The following is a 22,439-nucleotide window of genomic DNA, read 5'->3' as shown; positions in this document are numbered from 1 at the left end:
AAACGCGGCAGCAAACAGGCTTTACGAAAAAAATTGTCTATTTTTGGGCGCTTGCCTGAAATCAGTTCACCAGATCGTCCACCAGCGGGCTGCCCTCACGGATAAATACCGGGATGGTTTCGAGCGCGGCGGCGACGCGGATATGTTCACCGCCAGGGTAGCGCTCGCCGTTCAGGGCGATCCAGCCATTGCCTGGCGGAAGCCAGACCTCGCGCTCGCGCTGGCCGGCGTGCATTACTGGCGCCACGAGAAGGTCTTCGCCGAACAGGTACTGATCTTCGCACTCCCAGCTCTGCTTATCCTGCGGATAGTGCCAGAACAGCGGGCGCATAAGCGGGTCGCCGTGCTGATGCGCCTGTTGATACAGCGCATCAATATACGGACGCAGGGTTTCACGCACGGTAAGCCAGTGCTGCATGATGGCGTAATTTTCTTCACCGTAGCTCCACAGCTCGTTAGGCGAACCGCTGTTACACTGAGGAATGCCGTCCCGGTAGCGCTCCGGTGGCTGGATCTGCGGCTCGCGGTAGCCGTGCATGCGCAGAACCGGCGTGAACACCGCCCACTGGAACCAGCGAACCAGAAGTTCGTGGAACGCCGGATCGTTAACGTTACCTCCCTGGAAGCCGCCGATATCGGTGGTCCACCACGGGATCCCCGCCAGCCCCATATTCAGCCCGGCGGCGAGCTGATTGCGGAAGGCGTGAAACGAGGAGTGAACGTCCCCCGACCACGCCAGCACGCCGTAGCGCTGGCTGCCTGCCCAGGCGCAGCGTACGAGGTTAACAATGTCGGTTTCACCGTTTGCCCGTAGCCCATCGTAAAAGCCCTGCGCAAAATCACGCGGATAGCGGTTGCCCACCTCCAGCACCGGGCCGGCGTGATAGCGGTAGTTGTCAAAATCATAGGCGCGGTATTCCGGCTCCGCCTCGTCGAGCCAGAACAGCTTTATCCCCAGGTCGTAGTAATTCTTCTTCACCGTGTCCCAGACGAACCTGCGCGCCTCGGGGTGCGTGGCGTCAAAGAACGTGGTATTGCCCATAAAATCGAGGTTAACCTGCACGCCGCGTTCGCTGCTGACCAGCCAGCCCTTCGCCTTCATCAGCGGATAAAGCGGGCTGCGGGCTTCTACCGTTGGCCACACCGATACCATCAGGGCAATGCCCATTTCGCGTAGTTCGTTGACCATCGCTTCAGGATCGGGCCAGTCCACGGGATCGAAGCACCAGGTGCCCTGGTTCGGCCAGTGGAAAAAGTCGATGACCATAACCGACAGCGGCAGGTTGCGGCGGCGATACTCGCGGGCGACCTCCAGCACCTCCTGCTGCGTGCGGTAGCGCAATTTACACTGCCACAGGCCACTGATAAACGCCGGGGCTGGCGGTGGCGTACCGGTGGCTTTCGCGTACTGGCGGGTGATATCCGCCACCGCGTCGGCGGCTGTGATCCAGTAGTCCATTTCGCCGGTCACGCGGGCGCGCCACTCCGTCTGATTTTTCGCAAAACTGACTTCACCAATCGCCGGATTGTTCCACAGCAGGCCGTAGCCAAGGCTGGACTGCATAAAGGGCACGCTGGCCTGGGAATTGCGCTGCGCCAGCTCAAGCGTACAGCCTTTCAGATCCAGCCACGGCTGTTGATACTGACCCATGCCGTAGAGGCGTTCATCCGCCCGCGACTCAAAGCGAACGGTGAGCTGGTATTTCCCTCCCGTCAGCGGCTTAAACTCGCGGCCATCCAGCTTCAGGGCGCTGACATACTTATCCTGACTCTTCTCGCTGGCGCCGATCCCGACGGTTGAGCGCTGGCGCCACATCTCCTCCAGCAGCAATTCACCGCGCTGGTTGTAGAAGGCCAGCTGGCCTTTCAGGTTCAGCGTCGCGGTAATATTGCCGTTACGCAGCGTCAGGCTTTCTGCTTCGGCGGTAATCTCTGCCTGGCAAGGTGCTGCGGGCAGCAGCGCCTGCAGGGCGTCATCAAACGTGGGCGAGCAGGTGGCCCTGACGCGCAGGCTGTTTTCCCCCCAGGGTTCAATACGCAGGGTCTGGCGTTCAAATCGCCATTCAATACTGTTGGAATGCTGAATCAGCTCACTCATGGATAATGCGTCCTGTTAAATGGGGTGTTTGGCGAGATGGATGGATTTCATGGTGCTGTCGTCGAGCCTGTACCAGCGCAGCGTGGCGAACGCGCAGAGCGACAGTACGCCGGGCACGAGGGTGAAGAGGGCGATGATGCAGTACATGGCCGTGGTGGTCTGTTCCGGGGCATTCGCCACATAGCCGCTTAAGCCCAGCGTCCAGCCAACAATCGCGCCGCTGATGGCCATACCGAGCTTGAGCACGGCGAGGAAGGTGGAGAAGATCACGCCGTCCATGCGCTTGCCCTGTTTCCATTCCCCGTAGTCGGCGACGTCTGCCATCATCACCCACATCAGCGTGGTGGTGGCCTGGTAAAGGGTAGAGACGATGAACGTCATGGGCACCAGGATCAGCACCGACTTAGGCGCAAAGAACAGGGCGATGCTGAACACGCCCGCCAGCACGGAGCAGTAGCCAAACATCTGTACTTTGCTGACGTTTTGCGTCAGGCGTTTGGCCAGCGCGCTGCCCGCGGCTTTACCAAGAATATGCGCGCCGAGCATCCACATAAAATAGCTGGCGCTGCCGAGATAATAGGTGACGAAATACATCATTGCGCCAAGGCGAATAACGCCAAAGCCAATATTGGTTAATACCAGGACGGCGACCACGCGCCACTGGTCGTTACGCAATAAATCCCGCAGCTCCGCAAGGTAATTATTGTGGGTCGCGGGGGCGTTAATACGTTCACGCGTGTTGGCGAAGCAGATCCAGAACATCACTACCGCGACGGTTGCCATTATGGCCATCGCCCAGCGATAGCCCAGTAATTTATCGTCGCCGCCCAAAAATTCCGCCAGCGGCATCATAAAGAATGTCGACAGCGCGCCGCCCAGCGTGGCCAGGAAAAAGCGCCAGGACTGCAGGGAAATTCGCGCATCGTTGTCGGGCGTAATGACCGCGCCCATCGAGCAGTAGGGAATATTAATAGCGGTATACATCAGCATCATCAGGGTGTAGCTGACGGTGGCGAAAATCATTTTACCGTGCAGGTCGAGCGACTCCGGTACGGCGTAGGTCAGCAGGCAGCTTGCGCCAAAGGGCAGCGCCAGCCACAGCATCCACGGACGAAATTTTCCCCAGCGGGTGCGCGTCCGGTCTGCGATATAGCCCATCGCCGGGTCAATAATGGCATCCGCCGTTCGTGCCAGTAAAAACATGGTTCCCACGAACGCCGCGGGTAATCCCACCACATCCGTATAGTAAAACGTCAGAAAAATAATAACGTTATCCAGCCCAATATGGCTTGCCATATCGCCTAACCCATAACTGATTTTTTCTTTACGGGTAATTTTCTCGGTCATTGTAATCACCTTGCCAGTGTAAGGTTTATTATTGAGGTGCTCCGTTAAACAGGTTTAACCACGGGGAAAAGGTTAACAATTGCGAGATCTGGCATCGGGGTTACGTAAATTTCTTTTCGTGATACCGGTAACAAATAAAGCGTTAAAAGAGTGACATTGCGCGGCGGAGGATATTTATCCAGGAATCGTTTCAGCCTATAAAACGTCATGTAGCTGACGCATCACCGTCATTTAACCGTCACCGGGCGGGGGTAAAAAGGAGGTATTCAGAGCAAAGCAGGGCGCATCATGAACGATCCCATGTTTGTAGAAACGCTGATTATCTCCTCATCGTTTTTCGTCATCGCCATTATTCTGATCGCATCCGTGCTGTTGCTGGAAAACGGCTGACCCTTAGCCAGCCTCATTAATTATCCTTTACGGAACGTCACCCGTTCAGGGCGGGCAATACGCAGATAGTCCCGGGTATCCATAACCACCGACTTTTCCAGCAGGCCGGCGTTAAAGGCGATCTCGTCGAAGCGCTCAAACAGCAGCGGGTCGGCGACCAGCGTCAGATCCGGGTGAAAGCTGAAGGGGGGAATGGCGCCGAAAACGCAGCCGGTCAGCGCATCCACTTCAGCCGGGCTGGCGAGTGAGGCTTTCAGCCCACCGAAATGGCTCGCCAGCCGGCTTAAATCGGCCTGCAGATCGGCGGCGAGGATCGCCAGCACGTGTTTTTTTACGCCGTTGCCTTTCACCTTACAGACCAGCGCTTTTGCACCCTGCCCGAGAGCGGTTCCACGAATTTCACTAACCGCTTCGCATTTCCCGACCGCCTCATGCTCGATCACGCGAAAGCGCGCGCCCTGCTCGGTTAATAAGCTGATTAGCTGCTGATGGGTAGTCATCCCAATAACGTCATCAGACATAACGAATTTACCTGTGAGTTGCCACTATGCAGCTTGCTACCTTAGCACGGGAAGGAGAGGGTCGAAAGAAGACGGCCAGCGGGTTTTCGCTGGCCGTTGAGTCACGCATTGCTGGGGGATGACTGTTTCTGGAACAGTTCCCGGAAGACCGGATAGATGTCATCCTGGTCACGAATGTGCTGCATCGCGAAGTTATCGAACATCGACTGCAGATGCTCATATTCACGCCACAGCGTCTGGTGGGCGCGACGGGTAATTTCAATGTAGCTGTAGTAACGCACCACCGGCAGAATTTTCTTCGCCAGAATTTCATGACACAGCGGCGAGTCATCCGCCCAGTTATCGCCATCCGATGCCTGCGCGGCGTAGATGTTCCACTGTGCCGGATCGTAACGCTCCTTCACCACCTCATCCATCAGCTTCAGGGCGCTCGACACGATGGTGCCGCCGGTCTCCTGCGAGTAAAAGAACTCATGCTCGTCCACCTCTTTCGCCTGAGTGTGATGGCGAATGTAGACCACCTCCACGTTCTTATAGGTTCTGCTCAGGAACAGATAAAGCAGGATATAAAAACGCTTTGCCATATCCTTGGTGGCCTGATCCATTGAGCCTGACACGTCCATCAGGCAGAACATCACCGCCTGGCTGGAAGGCTCCGGACGTTTTTCGTAGTTTTTGTATCGCAGGTCGAAGGTGTCGATGAACGGCACGCGGTCGATCTTCGCCCGCAGTTCGGCAATCTCTTTACGCAGGCGCTCCTCTTCCAGCAGCTGCGCCGGTTCCGTGTTTTCCACCACTTTCAGGCTGGTTTCCAGCTCGCGCAGCTCGCGCCGCTTACCTGCCGTCATTGCCGTGCGTCGTGCCAGCGAGTTTTGCAGTGAACGTACGACGCTGATGTTGGCGGGCACCCCGTTTGCGGTATATCCCGCGCGATGCGTTTTATATTCGTTGAGCTGGCGGTGCTGATTCTTTTTCAGATTCGGCAGGGCCAGATCTTCAAACAGCAGGTCAAGATATTCATCTTTAGAAATCTGGAAGACGAACTCGTCCTGGCCCTCACCGTCCTGGCTGGCCTGGCCCTGACCGCTCCCGGAACCGCCGCCTCCGCCTTGCGGACGCTCGATTCTGTCGTTCTGGACAAAGTGGTCGTTACCTGGGTGGACGCGATGGCGCAGGCCGCCACGCCCCTGATGAAACATCGGTTCGCTGATGTCATCGTTGGGGATGGAGACGGATTCGCCGCTGTCGACGTCGGTCACCGAGCGTTTGTTGATGGCCTCGGAGATCGACTGTTTAATTTGCGATTTATAACGACGCAAGAAGCGCTGGCGGTTAACCGTGCTCTTGTTTTTGCCGTTAAGACGCCGGTCAATAAACCAGGTCATATACCCCCCGTACTGCATTTGCCAACTAGCATTTGTCGGCCCGGTATGCGCGAGCGCTACCGGGCACTTGTTTTATGACGATTTACGCACGCGCAGATACCATTCGCAGAGCAGGCGTACCTGCTTGCGGGTGTAACCTTTCTCCATCATACGGTCGACAAAATCGTCGTGCTTTTTCTGCTCGTCGGTTGAGGTTTTGGCGTTAAACGAAATTACCGGCAACAGCTCTTCGGTATTGGAGAACATTTTCTTCTCAATGACCGTGCGCAGTTTTTCGTAGCTGGTCCAGTTCGGGTTGCGTCCGTTGTTATGCGCTCTGGCGCGCAGGACAAAGTTCACAATCTCGTTTCGGAAGTCTTTCGGGTTGCTGATCCCGGCCGGCTTCTCGATTTTTTCCAGCTCGGCGTTCAGGGATTCACGGTCAAACAGCTGGCCGGTGTCCGGGTCGCGATACTCCTGATCCTGGATCCAGAAGTCAGCATAGGTGACGTAGCGGTCGAAGATGTTCTGACCGTATTCTGAATAGGATTCCAGATAGGCGGTCTGGATCTCTTTACCGATGAACTCCGCATATTTCGGGATCAGGTAGCCTTTCAGGAACTCAAGGTAGCGTTCAGCCTGCTCCTGCGGGAACTGCTCGCGCTCGATTTGCTGTTCCAGCACGTAGAACAGATGAACCGGGTTGGCGGCCACCTCAGCATGGTCGAAGTTAAAGACGCGGGAGAGGATCTTAAACGCAAAACGCGTCGACAGGCCGTTCATCCCTTCATCGACCCCGGCGTAATCGCGGTACTCCTGGTACGATTTCGCTTTCGGGTCGGTATCCTTCAGGCTTTCACCGTCATATACGCGCATTTTGGAGTAGATGCTGGAGTTTTCCGGCTCTTTCAGACGCGAAAGGATAGAGAAGCGCGACAGCGTTTCCAGCGTTCCCGGCGCGCAGGGGGCATGCATCAGCTCGCTGTGGTTAAGCAGTTTCTCGTAAATCTTGATCTCTTCCGAGATCCGCAGGCAATAAGGCACTTTGACGATGTACACGCGGTCAAGGAACGCCTCATTGTTTTTGTTATTGCGGAACGTGACCCATTCAGATTCGTTTGAGTGGGCAAGGATAATGCCGTTAAACGGCAGGGCGGAGATACCTTCCGTCCCGTTGTAGTTCCCTTCCTGGGTAGCGGTCAGCAGCGGATGCAGCACCTTGATCGGCGCTTTGAACATCTCGACAAATTCCATTATCCCCTGGTTGGCGCGGCACAGCGCGCCGGAATAACCGTAGGCGTCCGGGTCGTTTTGCGCGTGATGCTCCAGCTTACGGATATCGACTTTACCCACCAGCGCCGAGATATCCTGGTTGTTCTCGTCGCCGGGTTCGGTTTTGGCGATAGCGATCTGCTCAAGTATTGACGGCCAGACTTTGACGACGCGGAATTTGGTGATATCCCCGCCAAACTCGTGCAGACGTTTCGCCGCCCACGGCGACATGATCGTGCCGAGATAGCGATGCGGAATGCCAAACTCTTTATCCAGAATTTGCGCATCTTCCTGCGGGTTAAACAGGCACAGCGGATGGTCATTCACCGGACTGCGCTCGCCGTTGGCGCTCAGGACATAGATCGGCACGCGCTGCATCAGCGCCTTCAGCCGTTCGGCCAGCGAGGATTTACCGCCGCCAACCGGACCCAGCAGATAGAGGATCTGTTTCTTCTCTTCCAGCCCCTGAGCGGCATGCTTCAGGTAGGAGACGATCTGCTCTATGGCATCTTCCATACCATAGAACTCTTCGAACGCCGGATATCGGGCGACTACCCGATTCGAAAATAGACGGGAAAGCCGTGGCTCCAGGGCAGTATCAACCATGTTTGGCTCACCAATAGCCATCAATAGCCGTTCTGCCGCATTGGCATAGGCACTGCGATCTTGCCGACAAATGGTAAGAAACTCCTGCAGTGTGAACTCTTCGTCCTTGGCAGCTTCGTAGCGCTGGCGATAGTGATCGAATATATTCATGGCATGCCGTCCTTTCGTTTTTTAGCACAGGATAAGAGCCGTTCGTATGAGTAGTGGAGGCTCCCGGAAGAGAATTTCTCGCACCTCACTGCCAGAGCAGCAACCTGTGTGCCAGGTCGAAGGCTAAGAACCGCAGGGTGTTCAGCAAAACCTCTTCTTAAATTAAAGCGTAGATGGCAATTGCAAAACTTGCATACGCATAAAATCTACTTTCAATGACATATCAATAACTCATCCAAAAATTTCCACTGCGCGTATAAGGCGAAAGTGGGTTTTTCATTTATCGGTCACATAAATGAAAGCGGGTTGTCATCTGAAAAATGAAAAATAACGGGTTAATCAAACTGATTAGCGCGCAAAAAATTTTGGGATGTGCGGGATTGGCGGTTACACTTCTTCCGCTGATTATTTGACTACAGGAAAGAATGGATTGTGACCAAACTCAAACTTCTGGCATTGGGCATCCTTGCCGCTACCGCAGCGAGCACCGTACAGGCTGAAGGCCAGTGGACGGTTGGCGCGGGTGCTGGCGTGATTAACAGCCCGTACAAACAGTATGACCGCGACGTATATCCTGTCCCCGTTGTCACCTATGAAGGCGATAACTTCTGGTTCCGTGGACTGGGCGGCGGTTACTATCTGTGGAACGACACGGCAGATAAGCTCTCCATCATGGCGTACTACGATCCAACGCACTTTAAGCCGGGCGACAGCGACAGCAATGCGCTTCGCCAGCTGGATAAGCGCAGAAGCTCACTGATGGCGGGGCTTTCTTACGTGCATAACACCGAGTATGGCTTCCTGCGCACTGCGCTGGCGGGCGATACGCTGGATAACAGCAACGGCTTCATCTGGGATCTGGCATGGCTTTATCGCTACACCAACGGCGCGGTGACCCTGACGCCGGGTATTGGCGTGCAGTACAGCAGCGAGAATTACAACGACTACTACTATGGCGTCTCTAAAGATGAGTCTCGCCGCAGTGGCCTGAAGAGCTACAGCGCGGATGATGGCTGGGATCCGTACCTGGAACTCACCGCGTCCTATAACTTCCTGGGTGACTGGAACGTATACGGTACCGGTCGTTATATCCGTCTGAGCGATGAAGTGAAAGACAGCCCGATGGTCGATAAGTCCTGGGCGGGCATCTTCTCTGTGGGTGTAACCTACAAGTTCTGATCGGAATGCTATGCATTAAAACGGGGCGCTTGCGCCCCGTTTGTTTTTTCAAGATCCAGAAAAATCAACGCTTCACAATCTTAATCGTCTGGCCTAAGCGGGACGGTTTTTCTTCGCTGGTTTTCTGCGGGGCAGTCACGCACGCCGTTTCCACGCAGACAAAGGTCTTGTAACCGTCGTCCGGAATATCCGCCATGCTGACGGAAAGGGCCGGGCCCGGGTTCCAGCCCACCACGTTGCTGTGGTGGTGATGAACCACTTCGATTCCGCGGTTCAGGGCGCTGTCGTGGATCATGCTGCAGGCTTCAGGGTGCAGGTAAACGCGGTCGGTACGGTCCGGGAAGGTCTGCACGCCGTCGTCCAGTTTGCCTTCTTTCGCGTTATCCACTTTGTCGATAAAGGTATCGCCAAGGCCGCTAACCTTAACCGCCTGGATATCACCCACGTTGAAATAGGTGTGCAGCGCGGAGGTGGTTTCGAACTCGCCGTGCGCCTCCAGCTCAATCTCACAGGTTTTACCCAGCTTGAAGCGGGCATACAGGGTGAACTCGTGCGGCCAAAGGGCGCGCGTTTCCTCATTCGCCTGTAGTTCAAAGGTCAGCACCGCACCGTTGTCATCGTCGTTGTGCGCCTTCAGCGTCCACTGCTGGTTACGGGCGAAACCGTGAGAGGGTAAACCCTGCTGCGTGGACGGGCCAAACCATGGCCAGCAGATCGGTACGCCGCCGCGGATCGCCGCGCCTTTCTTAAACGAGGTGGCCTCGCTCAGCCAAAGACCTTCTTCTTCGCCTTCTGGTTTCCAGGAGAGCAGGTGGGCGCCATTGAGCGCCACGGAGGCTTTCACGCGCGGATGGTCGACGACAATAACGTCGGCACCGTCAATCTGACGGCGGGAGAGCACAGGGGTAAGTTGTTCGACTACCGGAAGTGCAAATATTTTATTAATCATTACGCAATCCTCTGTCTAAAAACAATAAAAAAGGCGACCGAAGTCGCCTTTTAGGATCAAGAACTCATCTCAACTTATTTGGAGATGTGAGCGATCAGGTCCAGTACTTTGTTAGAGTAGCCAGTTTCGTTGTCGTACCAGGAAACCAGTTTCACGAAGTTGTCGTTCAGTGCGATACCTGCTTTAGCATCGAACACGGAAGTGCACACTTCGCCGTTGAAATCGGTAGATACAACGTCGTCTTCGGTGTAACCCAGAACGCCTTTCATTGGGCCTTCGGAAGCAGCTTTGATTGCTTTCTTAATTTCTTCATAAGAAGCAGCTTTTTCCAGACGAACGGTCAGGTCAACAACGGATACGTTAGGAGTTGGAACGCGGAACGCCATACCAGTCAGTTTGCCATTCAGTTCTGGCAGTACTTTACCTACTGCTTTAGCAGCACCGGTAGAGGATGGGATGATGTTCTGAGCCGCGCCACGGCCGCCGCGCCAGTCTTTGTGAGACGGGCCATCAACGGTTTTCTGAGTAGCGGTGGTAGCGTGAACGGTAGTCATCAGACCTTCGATGATGCCGAAGTTGTCGTTGATAACTTTAGCCAGCGGTGCCAGGCAGTTGGTGGTGCAGGATGCGTTGGAAACGATGTCCTGGCCAGCGTAAGTTTCGAAGTTTGCACCACGAACGAACATTGGGGTGTTGTCTTTGGAAGGACCAGTCAGAACAACTTTCTTCGCACCCGCAGTGATGTGTTTACGTGCAGTTTCGTCGGTCAGGAAGATACCGGTAGCTTCAGCTACAACATCAACACCGATTTCGTTCCATTTCAGGTTAGCTGGGTCTTTCTCAGCAGTAACGCGGATGGTTTTGCCGTTAACAACCAGGTGGCCGTCTTTCACTTCAACGGTGCCGTCGAAACGACCGTGAGTTGAGTCGTACTTCAGCATGTACGCCATGTATTCAGCGTCCAGGAGATCGTTGATACCAACGATTTCGATGTCAGAACGTTTCTGAGCAGCACGGAAAACAATACGGCCGATACGGCCAAAACCGTTGATACCTACTTTGATAGTCATATATTCCACCAGCTATTTGTTAGTGAATAAAAGGTTGCCTGTAAAATTACAAAAACCTTACGCAGCGTCAAGCGGAATCGTGTCAATCATTGCGACAAATCAATCCTGTGACTAACGTTTGTGCGACTGACTCGCCTCACTTTCCCTTTGAGCTAGCAACCACATGGGGGCTGCGCCCGGAATTTTAAAGGCCTCGCAGGATTAAAATGTGAAACAGATCACAATTGCCTGACCGCCTTTTCGCGACACATAAGTTTAGAACAAAAGTGCACGCGCGGGTGTTAATGTTTTGTTAGAATCTGGGTTAAAAGATGTCTGTTTCAACAGCGAGATGTAAGCATATGTCGAACCAACGTAACCCCGACGATTTGAAAAAAAACCTCACGGAAATGCAGTTTTACGTGACGCAAAATCACGGCACAGAGCCGCCATTTACCGGGCGATTACTGCACAATAAGCGGGATGGCGTCTACCACTGCCTGGTGTGTGATGCACCGCTGTTTAACTCCCAGACCAAGTATGACTCTGGCTGCGGCTGGCCAAGCTTCTACGAGCCCGTCAGCGACGAGGCGATCCGCTACCTGACGGACTCCTCCCACGGGATGGTGCGCACTGAAATTCGCTGCGGGAGCTGTGATGCGCATCTGGGCCACGTCTTCCCGGATGGCCCCCAGCCAACGGGCGAACGTTTCTGCGTAAATTCGGCCTCCATGAGCTTCACCGATGACGAAAACGGTGACCAGACCAAAGGTTGAAAAAACGATTCAGCAAATTATTCCTTTGTAAGGGAGAAATCGTGAATATTGATGACATGATTGCGGGTATGACCCCCGAGGTTTATCAGCGTCTGGTAACGGCCGTTGAGCTGGGAAAATGGCCGGACGGGGTAGCGCTGACGCCGGAGCAAAAAGAGAACAGCCTCCAGCTGGTGATGCTGTGGCAGGCGCGCAACAATACGGACGCGCAGCATATGACCATCGATACTAAAGGGCAGATGGTGATGAAGAGCAAGCGCGAGCTGAAAGAAGAGTTTGGCATCACGCCAAAGCCGATTGCGACGTTCAAATAACGCCCCTGAACAGGCCGGGTGAGCCCTCGCGCCACCCGGCATAATCCAGCTAGTGCTTGATCCCTAACGACGCTGCCAGCTGCTTCGCGAGCCGGTTTTCGTCGTCGGCCCCGTACTCCCAAAACATTGCGCCTGCCAGACCTTTCTCTTTGATATAGTCCGCTTTGATGGCAACGGAACGCGGATTTTCATAAGAGATGGCAAACAGATCCTTCCCGTCTGCACCCTTCACGGAAAGCCACGGCACCTTCGCCTGGTCGTCCCAGCGTTCGGTAAAGCGCTTTTGCGGGTCGTTCAGCAGCTTCTTAACGATATCGTTGTATTTCACGTAGGTGTCTTTGGTCAGGTCATAACCGAGTGAGCGGAACAAAGCGATCTCCCGAGGGCCGAAGTAAGGCTGCGTCACCGGGTTTTTTTGCGCATCGGGCTTGCTCCAGTCAATGCCCGGCTCAACGGACCGTTTTGGCACGCGCCCGTAGAAGCCAATCCCGAGGTTCATCTGCTGCGGCTTCAGGCCAGCGGCCAGATAATTGTTCACCACAAAATCGACGCTGTATTTATCTGCTGCCGCCACGGTCGGCCAGTCGCTGGAGTCATAGAGGTTCGCGTTAAAATACTGCGTGCCGTACGCCATGTCGTAGGTCATCAGGTTGATATAGTCGAGCAGCGGCGCAATGGCCTTAACGTCAATCCAGCTTTTCGGACTTTCCGCATTCGCGCCCACCGCAATGGTGACCAGCTTTTTCTTGCCGAACGCGTCACGCATCTCTTTTAGCAGCGCGGTGAAGTTATCCCGGTCGGCAGGTGAGCTTTCAACCAGGCCCCACGCGCCGTTGACCGGAAATTCCCAGTCGAGATCGATACCGTCCAGGCCGTACTTATCGACGATCTCCTGCGCGGAACGAATAAACACCGCGCGGGTCTCTTTCGTCGCCGCCGCGCCAGAAAAGCCGCGCGCCCCCCAGCCGCCCACGGAAAGCAGAATCTTAATGTCAGGGTTTTGTTTACGAAGCTGAGGGATCAGCGCCAGGTCGGACGCCACCTTCGGGGATAACCAGATTTGATGCAGCTTTGTCGGATCTTTCAGCGCGGCGTTGGTTTCGTCTTTCTCGCTGTTATAGACCAGACCAAACGAGTAGTTCAGGTGGGTTATCTGGCGGACATCGAGTTTATTAATATCGCCGCCTGGTCCTGCGGTGACGTCACCGCCGCCATTGAAGTAGCCCACGGACATCAGAGGTGCGGCAGTAGCAACCGACGCGCAAAGCAGGGGTAGAGCTGCCAGCAAGGGCAAACGTTTCATAGGTGTTCCTCTTTGACTAAACAAAAATAACCACGCCACAGAAAAGGCGTGGCGAAAAAACAGCCTGAAAAGAATACCATTACCGTTTCGCTGGTGATGCGAGGGAGTTCACTTTATGGGAGATAGAGAGGGAAGTGCCGGGTAAGCGCAAGCGCCACCCGGCAAAAGCATCAGGCCTGCGTTTCCAGCCAGTCGGCCAGCGTATAAAGCGTTGCGCCTTCGGCAGCCATGTCCATAAACGCCTGGGCGCTGTCCTGCGGCTGAAGGTTCACCCCGCGACAGCCGTCGGTAATGACGTTAACCGTGTAGCCAAGCTGGAGCGCGTCGAGCACGGTGAACTTCACGCAGTAGTCCGTCGCCAGCCCCAGCACGATCAGCTCGGTGATTTCGTGATGGCGCAGCCAGGCGTCGAGCGCCGTTTTCTGACGATGTCCGTTATCAAAAAACGCGCTGTAGCTGTCGATAAGCGGATCTTCGCCTTTGTGGAACACCGCGTCGATGGCCTTCTGGTTCAGCAGCGGATGCAGCTCTGCGCCTTCCGTTTGCTGAACGCAGTGATCCGGCCAGAAGGTTTGCGCCAGCCCGTCGAGTTCGCCCTGAGTGAAAGGCTCAACGCTATGCTGGCTGGCAAAGCTGCCGTGGTTTGCCGGATGCCAGTCCTGGCTTGCGACCACCGCTTCACCGCGGGTTTTGCACCAGTCAATCAGCGTGTTTGCCACGTCCACGGTGCTGTCACCTTCGGCGACGGCCAGCGCGCCGCCCGCACAGAAATCATTTTGCAAATCGACCAGTAACAGGGCGCGTTGCTTCATGGGAACTCCTTATTCGTCCGGCGTCAGCTCACCGCGCAGATTTTGCATCATCGCGCGGCGAATGGAATCTATATCCAGATCCTGACTCAGTAAATAGTGAAGTTTAGTCAGTGTTGCCTCAACGGTCATATCGAAACCGCTGATAACGCCCGCGTGCGCCAGGGCATTACCGGTGGCATAGCCGCCCATGTTGACCTTACCGGACATACACTGGGTGAGGTTGACCACCACAATTCCGCGATCGCTTGCCTCCTGTAGCTCCTTCAGGAACTCACCGTTTTGCGGCGCGTTACCCACGCCATAGGAGCGCAGGATCAGCGCCTTCACCGGCTGGCGCAGGAAGTTGCGCACCACGTCGGCGGAGATGCCCGGATAAATCGTCACCACGCCAATCGGCTGCGGGGTGATCGGATGAACAATCAGCTCGCCCGCGGTGTTTGGCGCAGGCGGCGTGCCCAGACGACGGATATGGATACCCGCCTCCAGCAGCGGCTGCAGGTTCGGTGAGGCAAACGCGTCAAAGCCGTCGGCGTGCGCTTTGGTGGTGCGGTTGCCGCGGTAAAGGCGGTTGTTGAAGAACAGCGACACTTCATTGATCGGGTAATTGGCCGCAACGTACAGGGAGTTAAGCAGGTTGATCTGCCCGTCTGAACGCAGTTCCGCCAGCGGGATCTGCGAGCCCGTCACGATGACCGGCTTGCTCAGGTTCTCCAGCATGAAGGAGAGCGCCGAGGCGGTAAACGCCATGGTGTCGGTGCCGTGCAGGATCACGAAGCCGTCGTACTGGTCGTAATGGGCTTTAATGTCATCCGCAATATGCTGCCAGTCTTCCGGCGTCATGTCGGAGGAGTCCATCAGCGGCTCGTATTCGTGGATGGTGAAGTCCGGCATTTCCGGGCGATGGAATTCGGGCATCAGCGCCAGCTGGCGCTGCAGGTGGCCGGAAACCGGGATATAGCCATTTTCAGAGCGCTGCATACCGATGGTACCGCCGGTATAGGCGACATAAATTGATTTCTTCTGCATGGTAGTGAGTTCTTGTTCTTCAAAAGAAAAAATCCCCTCTTCGCGGGAAGAGGGGACGGGTTTTAACGGACGTTCGCGCAGGTCAGGCAGAACGCGTAACGACTTTGTGGATCGTTAAAGGCCGCGAGCTTGTCGCCTTCCGCCTTCATCGCTTTCGCTGCCGTGGCAACAGGCGCAGGCAGGTAAGCCTGAAGCGCTTCCGGCAGCATGGCGCGAACGGAACCGGACATGCTGTCCACGATCATATCGAAGAACGTAGGTTCGTCCTGATAGTAGTCCACGTGCCACTGCTTCAGTTTGGCCAGCTCTGCCGCTTTCTTCACCGCATCATCAAAGTCGCCCAGGCTGTCTACCAGACCGTTGCTTTTTGCATCCAGGCCTGTCCAGACGTGGCCCTGAGCAATCTGGTCGATCTGATCTGGCGTCTTTTTACGGGAATCAGCAACCAGCGTGATAAAGCGCTTATAGCCGCTCTCAATGCTGAGCTGCATCATCTCAGAAACCTCAGGCGGCAGCGATTTCGTCACGGACACGTCGGCCAGCGGTGAGGTGGAAACGCCATCGGTATGAACGCCAAGATAATCAAGGCTGTTTTCAACGGTGTTGATAACCCCGAAGATGCCAATCGAGCCGGTCAGGGTGCTCGGGTTAGCGACGATGTAGTTAGCAGGCGTTGAGATCCAGTATCCCCCGGACGCCGCCATGCCGCCCATGGAAACAACAACCGGTTTACCCGCGGCGCGGGCGGCGGCCAGCTCCGCACGGATCACCTCTGAGGCGCTGACGCTGCCGCCAGGGCTGTTTACGCGCAGGACAATCGCCTTCACTTTCGGATCGAGGCGGGCATCGCGGATCTGCGAGGCGGTGGTATCTCCGCCCACGTTCCCCGGCGTTTCCTGACCGTCCATGATGGCACCGTTAGCAAACACCACTGCAACGCTGTCGCCGCTGTCGTCCGGTTTTTTCGCCGCGTAGTCATACATGCTGATGGCGCTGTAGTTTTTGTCTTCTTTACTCCAGCCGAACTGTTTGGTGAGCGCTTTTTCAATCTCGGCGCTGGAGCCCAGACTATCGACCAGCTTGTTGTCGAGCGCGTATTTCGCCGTATCGCCATCCACCTTACGCAGACCGTCCAGCACGCCGCGCGCGCCCGGGAAGATCTGTTCAGGGGGCATCTGACGGTTAGCGGCAATGGTGCCGAGGTAGTTCTGCCACAGCTCGCCGATCCAGCGGCTGTCCGCTTCACGTGCCGCCGGGGACATATCATCGCGGATAAACGGCTCTACGGCAGACTTATAGGTCCCGACGCGGAAGACGTGGGTGGTGACCTTCAGCTTGTCGAGCAGCGATTTGTAGTACAGACCGTTCGTGGCAAAGCCATGCAGGTCGACCGTGCCCTGCGGAGAGAGCCAGATTTTGTTAGCAAAGCTCGCCAGATAATATTGCCCCTGGGTGTAGCTGTCGCCGACTGCAATCACCGGTTTACCGCTGTCGCGGAATTCGCGCAGCGCTTTACCGATGTACTGCATCGAAGGCTGATCGGCACCGGCAAAATCTTTCAGATCCAGCACGATACCGGTAATGTTGCGATCGTCTTTGGCCTGACGGATCGTGTCGACGATATCAAACAGGGAGTTTTCCTGCAGGCGGTCAGACGTTGCGCCGAACAGCTGGCGGCCAATCACGCCCAGACGGTTGCTGGTGGAGGGCTTATCGACAATTACCCCGGTGATATCGAGGAGCAGCGCGCCGCGCGTCGAGTTCTGCGACTGGCTGGCGCTGCTGAGATGCATCCAGATACCTGCGCAGACCAGTACCAGGAAGATGAAGAAGATATTCATCACCAGGTTGCGGACGAAGTTGAGCAGTCGCCACGTCCATTTAAAGAAACCGGCAAAGATTCGCCAAAGGGTTCGCATGTATTCTCCCTAACCAGAAAATGACTGTTTCCGTCGCCACGGGACGGTAATGTGCGGTTATCGTAATGACCCAACCGCCACTTGTCAGCAGGAATCGCCTGCCACGCTGTAACAAATTCTGCTGTCGTGTTAATTTTGTGAGTAAATTTCAAGAAAGGAGTTAACCAATGGACGCACTAGAACTGCTTGTTAACCGTCGTAGCGCTTCCCGCCTGGCTGAACCGGCACCGGTCGGCGAGCAGCTGGAAAACATTCTGCGTGCCGGAATGCGTGCGCCGGACCATGGCACCTTACAGCCGTGGCACTTCTTTATCATTGAAGGCGAAGGACGCGATCGCTTCAGCCAGCTGCTGGAGCAGGGCGCTGTAGCCGCCGGTCAGGATGAAAAGGGCATTGATAAAGCCCGCAACGCGCCGTTCCGCGCGCCGATGATCGTTGCCGTGGTCGCGAAGTGCAGGGCCGATCATAAGGTGCCGGTCTGGGAGCAGGAAATGTCCGCAGGCTGCGCCGTGATGGCGATGCAGATGGCCGCCGTCGCGCAGGGCTTTAACGGCATCTGGCGTACCGGTCCGCTGACCGAAAGCGCCGCCGTGCGGGAAGGGTTCTCCTGCGGTGAGCACGATAAAATTGTCGGTTTCCTCTATCTCGGTACCCCGCAGCTTAAAGCGTCCAGCACCATTAGCGTGCCGGACACCACGCCTTTCGTCAGCCGTTTTTAATCCCACGCGCTAAACTGTCTGGATTCTGAGCATCCGCCGCAGAATTCAGACAGTCATACTTACCTCTTTATGGAATGAGCGCTACCATAGCGCGATTGCAATGACAGGAGATGTCCATGAGCGAGCAAACCATTCGTTTAACGCAATACAGCCACGGAGCCGGTTGCGGTTGTAAAATTTCCCCAAAAGTGCTGGAAACCATCCTGCACAGTGAACAGGCGAAGTTTGTCGACCCGAACCTGCTTGTCGGTAACGAAACGCGTGACGATGCAGCGGTTTATGACTTAGGTAACGGCACCAGCATTATCAGCACCACCGATTTCTTTATGCCGATCGTCGACAACCCGTTCGACTTCGGCCGAATTGCGGCCACCAACGCCATCAGCGATATCTTCGCGATGGGCGGTAAGCCCATCATGGCGATCGCTATTCTGGGCTGGCCGATCAACACCATCCCGCCGGAAATCGCCCGCGACGTGATTGAAGGCGGACGCTTTGCCTGCCAGCAGGCGGGGATCGCCCTGGCCGGCGGTCACTCTATCGATGCACCTGAGCCGATCTTCGGCCTGGCCGTTACCGGCGTGGTGCCGACCGAGCGCGTGAAGCGTAACAGCACCGCGCAGGCGGGCTGCAAGCTGTACCTGACCAAGCCGCTTGGCATTGGCGTGCTGACCACCGCCGAGAAAAAATCCCTGCTGAAGCCCGAGCACAAAGGTCTGGCTACAGAAGTCATGTGCCAGATGAACCTCGCGGGTGCGGCGTTCGCCAGTATCGACGGCGTTAAGGCCATGACCGACGTGACCGGTTTTGGTCTGCTCGGGCACCTGTCCGAAGTGTGCCAGGGGGCGGGCGTGCAGGCGCAGATCTGGTATCAGGACGTGCCGAAGCTGCCGGGCGTGGAGGAGTACATTGCCCAGGGCGCGGTGCCGGGCGGTACGCAGCGCAACTTCGCCAGCTACGGCCACCTGATGGGCGAGATGCCTGAAGAATGGCGCAACCTGCTGTGCGATCCGCAAACCTCCGGCGGCCTGCTGCTGGCGGTCACCCCGGAAGCGGAAGCTGACGTGCAGGCGACGGCCGCCGAGTTCGGCATCACCCTGACGGCGATCGGCGAGCTGGTAACCGCCCGCGGCGGCCGCCCGATGATTGAGATCCGTTAATTCGATGCGGTTGTTTATTGCCGAAAAGCCGAGCCTGGCGCGCGCCATCGCCGACGTGCTGCCTAAGCCGCATCGCAAAGGCGACGGCTTTATCGAATGCGGTAACGGGCAGGTGGTCACCTGGTGCATCGGCCACCTGCTTGAGCAGGCGCAGCCGGATGTCTACGACAGCCGCTATGCCCGCTGGAACCTCAGCGATCTGCCGATTGTCCCGGAAAAGTGGCGCCTGCAACCCCGACCTTCCGTCACCAAACAGCTCAACGTCATTAAGCGTTTTCTGCATGAGGCGACGGAGGTTGTCCACGCGGGTGACCCGGACAGGGAAGGGCAGCTGCTGGTGGACGAGGTGCTGGACTATCTTGAGCTGGCACCCGAAAAACGCCAGCAGGTGCAGCGCTGCCTGATCAACGACCTCAACCCGCAGGCGGTTGAGCGCGCGATTTCGCGCCTGCGCGCCAACAGCGAGTTTATTCCGCTGTGCGTCTCCGCGCTGGCGCGGGCGCGCGCCGACTGGCTGTACGGGATCAACATGACCCGCGCCTATACGATCCTGGGGCGCAATGCGGGCTATCAGGGCGTGCTCTCCGTGGGCCGCGTGCAGACCCCGGTGCTGGGCCTGGTGGTGCGTCGTGACGAAGAGATCGAGAATTTCGTCGCCAAAGACTTCTTTGAGGTTAAAGCGCATATCGTCACGCCGAAAGACGAACGCTTTACCGCCGTCTGGCAGCCGAGCGATGCCTGTGAATCGTATCAGGACGAAGAGGGACGCCTGCTGCATCGCCCGCTGGCGGAGCACGTGGTTAACCGCATTACCGGCCAGCCCGCTATCGTCACCAGCTATAACGATAAACGGGAATCAGAACCCGCGCCGCTGCCGTTCTCCCTGTCGGCGTTACAGATTGAGGCCGCCAAAAAATTTGGCCTGAGCGCGCAGAACGTGCTCGATATATGCCAGAAGCTCTACGAAACCCATAAGCTTATCACCTATCCGCGTTCGGACAGCCGCTATCTCCCGGAAGAACATTTTGCCGGACGCCACGCGGTGATGAACGCCATCGGCGTGCACGCGCCGGATCTGCTTCCTCAGCCGGTCGTTAACCCGGACACCCATAACCGCTGCTGGGACGATAAAAAAGTCGATGCCCACCACGCGATTATCCCGACGGCGCGCGCCAGCAGCGTCAACCTGACCGACAACGAAGCGAAGGTCTATAACCTGATTGCCCGTCAGTACCTGATGCAGTTCTGCCCGGACGCGGTGTTTCGCAAGTGCGTCATTGAGCTGGACATCGCCAAAGGCAAATTTATTGCCAAAGCGCGTTTTCTGGCGGAAGCGGGCTGGCGCACCCTGCTTGGCAACAAAGAGCGTGACGAGGAGAACGACGGCACGCCGCTGCCGGTGGTGGCTAAAGACGATGAGCTATTGTGCGAGAGGGGCGAAGTGATAGAGCGTCAGACCCAGCCGCCGCGTCACTTCACCGACGCGACGCTGCTGTCCGCCATGACCGGGATCGCCCGCTTTGTGCAGGATAAAGATCTGAAGAAGATCCTTCGCGCGACCGACGGGCTGGGTACGGAAGCGACGCGAGCAGGGATCATTGAACTGCTGTTCAAGCGCGGTTTCCTGGAGAAAAAGGGACGTTACATCCACTCAACGGAACCGGGCCGGGCGCTCATACATTCCCTTCCTGAGCTTGCGGCAAGGCCGGACATGACGGCGCACTGGGAGTCTGTGCTGACGCAAATCAGCGAAAAGCAGTGCCGTTACCAGGACTTTATGCAGCCGCTGGTCGGAACGCTTTACCAGCTGATTGACCAGGCGCGCAGCACGCCGGTGAAGCGGTTCAGGGGGATGGTGGCGCCGGGCGGCGGTGCGAAGAAACCGTTTAAAAAGAAAAAGAGCGCGGCCTGATACGCCCGTTTTTTCCCCTCTCCCCGTGGGAGAGGGCGCCCGGCCACACGATAAAACTTAAATCACACCCTGCCCAATCATTGCATCCGCCACCTTCACGAACCCGGCAATGTTCGCCCCGCGCACGTAGTTGGTCTGCGAGGCCTCGCCGCCGTACTCCACGCAGGCATGGTGAATATCAAGCATGATGTGATGCAGGCGGGCATCCACTTTCTCTGCCTTCCAGCCCATTCTTGCGGCGTTCTGCGCCATTTCCAGGCCGGACGTTGCCACGCCGCCCGCGTTCGCCGCCTTGCCCGGCGCAAACAGCACGCCCGCGTCGAGGAACAGGTCTGTCGCTTCGATGGTGGTAGGCATGTTCGCCCCTTCCGCGACCGCTTTTACGCCATTGCTAATCAACGTACGGGCGGCTTCCACGTCCAGCTCGTTTTGCGTCGCGCACGGCAGGGCGATATCCACCGGCACGCCCCACGGCTGTTTACCTTCCAGATAGGTCAGGCCAAACTCGCGGGCATAATCTGCCACGCGGCCGTCGCGGCTGGCTTTAATGTCGCACAGGCGCGCCAGTTTTTCTGCCGTAAAGCCGGCTTCATCCACCACGGTACCGCTGGAGTCGGAGGCGGTAACCACGCGCGCGCCGAACGCCATCGCTTTCTCGATAGCGTACTGCGCCACGTTGCCGGAGCCGGAGACCGCCACGCGCATCCCCTCAAAGCTCAGCCCGTGACGCTTGAGCATCGCTTCGGTGAAATAGACCAGGCCGTAGCCCGTCGCTTCAGGGCGAATCAGGCTGCCGCCAAACGACAGGCCTTTGCCGGTAAAGACGCAGGCGCTGTTGTTGGAAAGCTTTTTCATCATCCCGGCCATAAAGCCCACTTCACGCCCGCCCACGCCGATATCTCCGGCAGGTACGTCGGTGTCCGGGCCAAGGTGGCGATAGAGTTCGGTAACCAGCGCCTGGCAGAAGCGCATCACTTCACCTTCGCTTTTACCTTTCGGATCGAAATCACTGCCGCCTTTTCCGCCGCCCATCGGCAGGGTAGTGAGCGCGTTTTTGAAGGTCTGCTCGAAGCCGAGGAATTTAAGGATCGACAGGTTCACCGAAGGGTGGAAGCGCATTCCGCCCTTAAACGGCCCAATGGCGGAGTTAAACTGCACGCGCCACGCGCGGTTCACCTGCACCTGATTGCGGTCGTCCACCCATGCCACGCGGAACTGGATCACGCGCTCGGGCTCCACCAGGCGTTCGAGCAGCGCCATCTGGCGGTAACGCGGATTTTCTTCAAGGAAGGGCCACAGGGTGGTCATCACTTCACGAACGGCCTGGGCAAACTCGCTTTGGTGCGGGTCGCGCTGCTGAACGTGGGCAAGGAAGCTTTCCAGAGAGCGTGTCTGATCCATAGATATAAGAACCTCTTATAATATTTTATGCGCGTGGCGTAGATGTTTTGTGTCGTTTTTTTGACTATACCACCCGCACTGCTTTAAGAGGCAAGCAGAAATGCAGCCCGAAAGGGAAATTAATGACGAGGCGCGCGTCATAACCAAAAGCGATGATGCGATAAATTAAAGA

Annotated in this window: 19 protein-coding genes; 7 read left to right on the top strand and 12 right to left on the bottom strand. The window is 56.6% G+C overall.

What is annotated here, in order from left to right; genetic code table 11:
- Window positions 1–61 precede the first annotated feature (61 nt).
- Window positions 62–2,098, bottom strand: a complete 2,037-nt coding sequence (locus IM304_RS03160) for a TIM-barrel domain-containing protein (RefSeq protein WP_193356272.1) — start codon at window positions 2,096–2,098, stop codon at window positions 62–64.
- A gap of 15 nt (window positions 2,099–2,113) precedes the next feature.
- Window positions 2,114–3,445, bottom strand: coding sequence for a glycoside-pentoside-hexuronide (GPH):cation symporter (locus tag IM304_RS03155; protein ID WP_176610598.1), 1,332 nt, complete (start codon window positions 3,443–3,445; stop codon window positions 2,114–2,116).
- A gap of 288 nt (window positions 3,446–3,733) precedes the next feature.
- Here IM304_RS03155 and yoaI point away from each other — a divergent pair, with 288 nt between their 5' ends.
- Entirely contained in the window at window positions 3,734–3,835 is a 102-nt protein-coding gene (gene yoaI / locus IM304_RS22210) for a small membrane protein YoaI (protein WP_227009728.1), read from the top strand.
- A gap of 20 nt (window positions 3,836–3,855) precedes the next feature.
- Here yoaI and IM304_RS03150 read toward each other — a convergent pair whose 3' ends face one another.
- From IM304_RS03150 to yeaG, 3 genes are all read right to left on the bottom strand, one after another.
- The gene (locus IM304_RS03150; protein WP_193356271.1) at window positions 3,856–4,356 is read right to left on the bottom strand and encodes a YbaK/prolyl-tRNA synthetase associated domain-containing protein; all 501 of its coding nucleotides are present in this window, start codon (window positions 4,354–4,356) and stop codon (window positions 3,856–3,858) included.
- 101 nt (window positions 4,357–4,457) lie between these two features.
- Window positions 4,458–5,741 (bottom strand): YeaH/YhbH family protein, encoded by a 1,284-nt coding sequence (locus tag IM304_RS03145; RefSeq protein WP_193356270.1) that lies wholly within the window; start codon window positions 5,739–5,741, stop codon window positions 4,458–4,460.
- A gap of 72 nt (window positions 5,742–5,813) precedes the next feature.
- Window positions 5,814–7,748 (bottom strand): protein kinase YeaG, encoded by a 1,935-nt coding sequence (yeaG, locus tag IM304_RS03140; RefSeq protein ID WP_063449019.1) that lies wholly within the window; start codon window positions 7,746–7,748, stop codon window positions 5,814–5,816.
- Window positions 7,749–8,180: 432 nt separating this feature from the next.
- Here yeaG and IM304_RS03135 point away from each other — a divergent pair, with 432 nt between their 5' ends.
- Window positions 8,181–8,927, top strand: a complete 747-nt coding sequence (locus IM304_RS03135) for a MipA/OmpV family protein (protein ID WP_148419143.1) — start codon at window positions 8,181–8,183, stop codon at window positions 8,925–8,927.
- Window positions 8,928–8,991: 64 nt separating this feature from the next.
- Here the strand turns inward: IM304_RS03135 and IM304_RS03130 are convergent, their stop codons facing one another.
- Window positions 8,992–9,876 carry a D-hexose-6-phosphate mutarotase gene (locus tag IM304_RS03130; protein ID WP_193356269.1) on the bottom strand — a complete coding sequence of 295 codons (885 nt, stop codon included), beginning with the start codon at window positions 9,874–9,876 and terminating at the stop codon, window positions 8,992–8,994.
- A gap of 74 nt (window positions 9,877–9,950) precedes the next feature.
- Window positions 9,951–10,946 (bottom strand): glyceraldehyde-3-phosphate dehydrogenase, encoded by a 996-nt coding sequence (gene gapA, locus IM304_RS03125; RefSeq protein ID WP_006809136.1) that lies wholly within the window; start codon window positions 10,944–10,946, stop codon window positions 9,951–9,953.
- A gap of 341 nt (window positions 10,947–11,287) precedes the next feature.
- Between gapA and msrB the strand changes: the two genes are divergently transcribed.
- On the top strand, window positions 11,288–11,701 hold the full coding sequence (msrB, locus tag IM304_RS03120; protein WP_193356268.1) for a peptide-methionine (R)-S-oxide reductase MsrB: 414 nt from the start codon (window positions 11,288–11,290) through the stop codon (window positions 11,699–11,701).
- A 41-nt stretch (window positions 11,702–11,742) separates the two neighbouring features.
- A complete protein-coding gene (locus tag IM304_RS03115) occupies window positions 11,743–12,015 on the top strand; it encodes a YeaC family protein (protein WP_148419137.1) in 273 nt (90 codons plus the stop codon).
- 49 nt (window positions 12,016–12,064) lie between these two features.
- Here IM304_RS03115 and IM304_RS03110 read toward each other — a convergent pair whose 3' ends face one another.
- The 4 genes from IM304_RS03110 to sppA form a co-directional block, all read right to left on the bottom strand.
- A complete protein-coding gene (locus tag IM304_RS03110) occupies window positions 12,065–13,318 on the bottom strand; it encodes a glycoside hydrolase family 18 protein (protein WP_176610594.1) in 1,254 nt (417 codons plus the stop codon).
- Between the two features lie 170 nt (window positions 13,319–13,488).
- Entirely contained in the window at window positions 13,489–14,130 is a 642-nt protein-coding gene (gene pncA / locus IM304_RS03105) for a bifunctional nicotinamidase/pyrazinamidase (RefSeq protein ID WP_193356267.1), read from the bottom strand.
- A gap of 9 nt (window positions 14,131–14,139) precedes the next feature.
- The gene (gene ansA / locus IM304_RS03100) at window positions 14,140–15,156 is read right to left on the bottom strand and encodes an asparaginase (protein ID WP_032673734.1); all 1,017 of its coding nucleotides are present in this window, start codon (window positions 15,154–15,156) and stop codon (window positions 14,140–14,142) included.
- 62 nt (window positions 15,157–15,218) lie between these two features.
- Entirely contained in the window at window positions 15,219–17,075 is a 1,857-nt protein-coding gene (gene sppA, locus IM304_RS03095) for a signal peptide peptidase SppA (RefSeq protein ID WP_193356266.1), read from the bottom strand.
- A gap of 167 nt (window positions 17,076–17,242) precedes the next feature.
- On the opposite strand from sppA, the gene IM304_RS03090 reads away from it, so the two are divergent.
- From IM304_RS03090 to IM304_RS03080, 3 genes are all read left to right on the top strand, one after another.
- Window positions 17,243–17,794 carry an NAD(P)H nitroreductase gene (locus IM304_RS03090; protein WP_176610591.1) on the top strand — a complete coding sequence of 184 codons (552 nt, stop codon included), beginning with the start codon at window positions 17,243–17,245 and terminating at the stop codon, window positions 17,792–17,794.
- 116 nt (window positions 17,795–17,910) lie between these two features.
- Window positions 17,911–18,954 carry a selenide, water dikinase SelD gene (gene selD, locus IM304_RS03085; protein ID WP_148419127.1) on the top strand — a complete coding sequence of 348 codons (1,044 nt, stop codon included), beginning with the start codon at window positions 17,911–17,913 and terminating at the stop codon, window positions 18,952–18,954.
- A 4-nt stretch (window positions 18,955–18,958) separates the two neighbouring features.
- Entirely contained in the window at window positions 18,959–20,866 is a 1,908-nt protein-coding gene (locus IM304_RS03080) for a DNA topoisomerase III (protein ID WP_193356265.1), read from the top strand.
- A 57-nt stretch (window positions 20,867–20,923) separates the two neighbouring features.
- On the opposite strand, the gene gdhA is transcribed toward IM304_RS03080, so the two are convergent.
- A complete protein-coding gene (gdhA, locus tag IM304_RS03075; protein ID WP_148419123.1) occupies window positions 20,924–22,267 on the bottom strand; it encodes an NADP-specific glutamate dehydrogenase in 1,344 nt (447 codons plus the stop codon).
- Between the last annotated feature and the right edge of the window lie 172 nt (window positions 22,268–22,439).

Source organism: Enterobacter cloacae complex sp. P40C2 (assembly GCF_014930695.1).
GTDB classification, from domain to species: domain Bacteria; phylum Pseudomonadota; class Gammaproteobacteria; order Enterobacterales; family Enterobacteriaceae; genus Enterobacter; species Enterobacter pasteurii.
The sequence above is the reverse complement of the archived record's forward strand: the minus strand, read 5'-3'. Positions and strand labels throughout refer to the sequence as shown.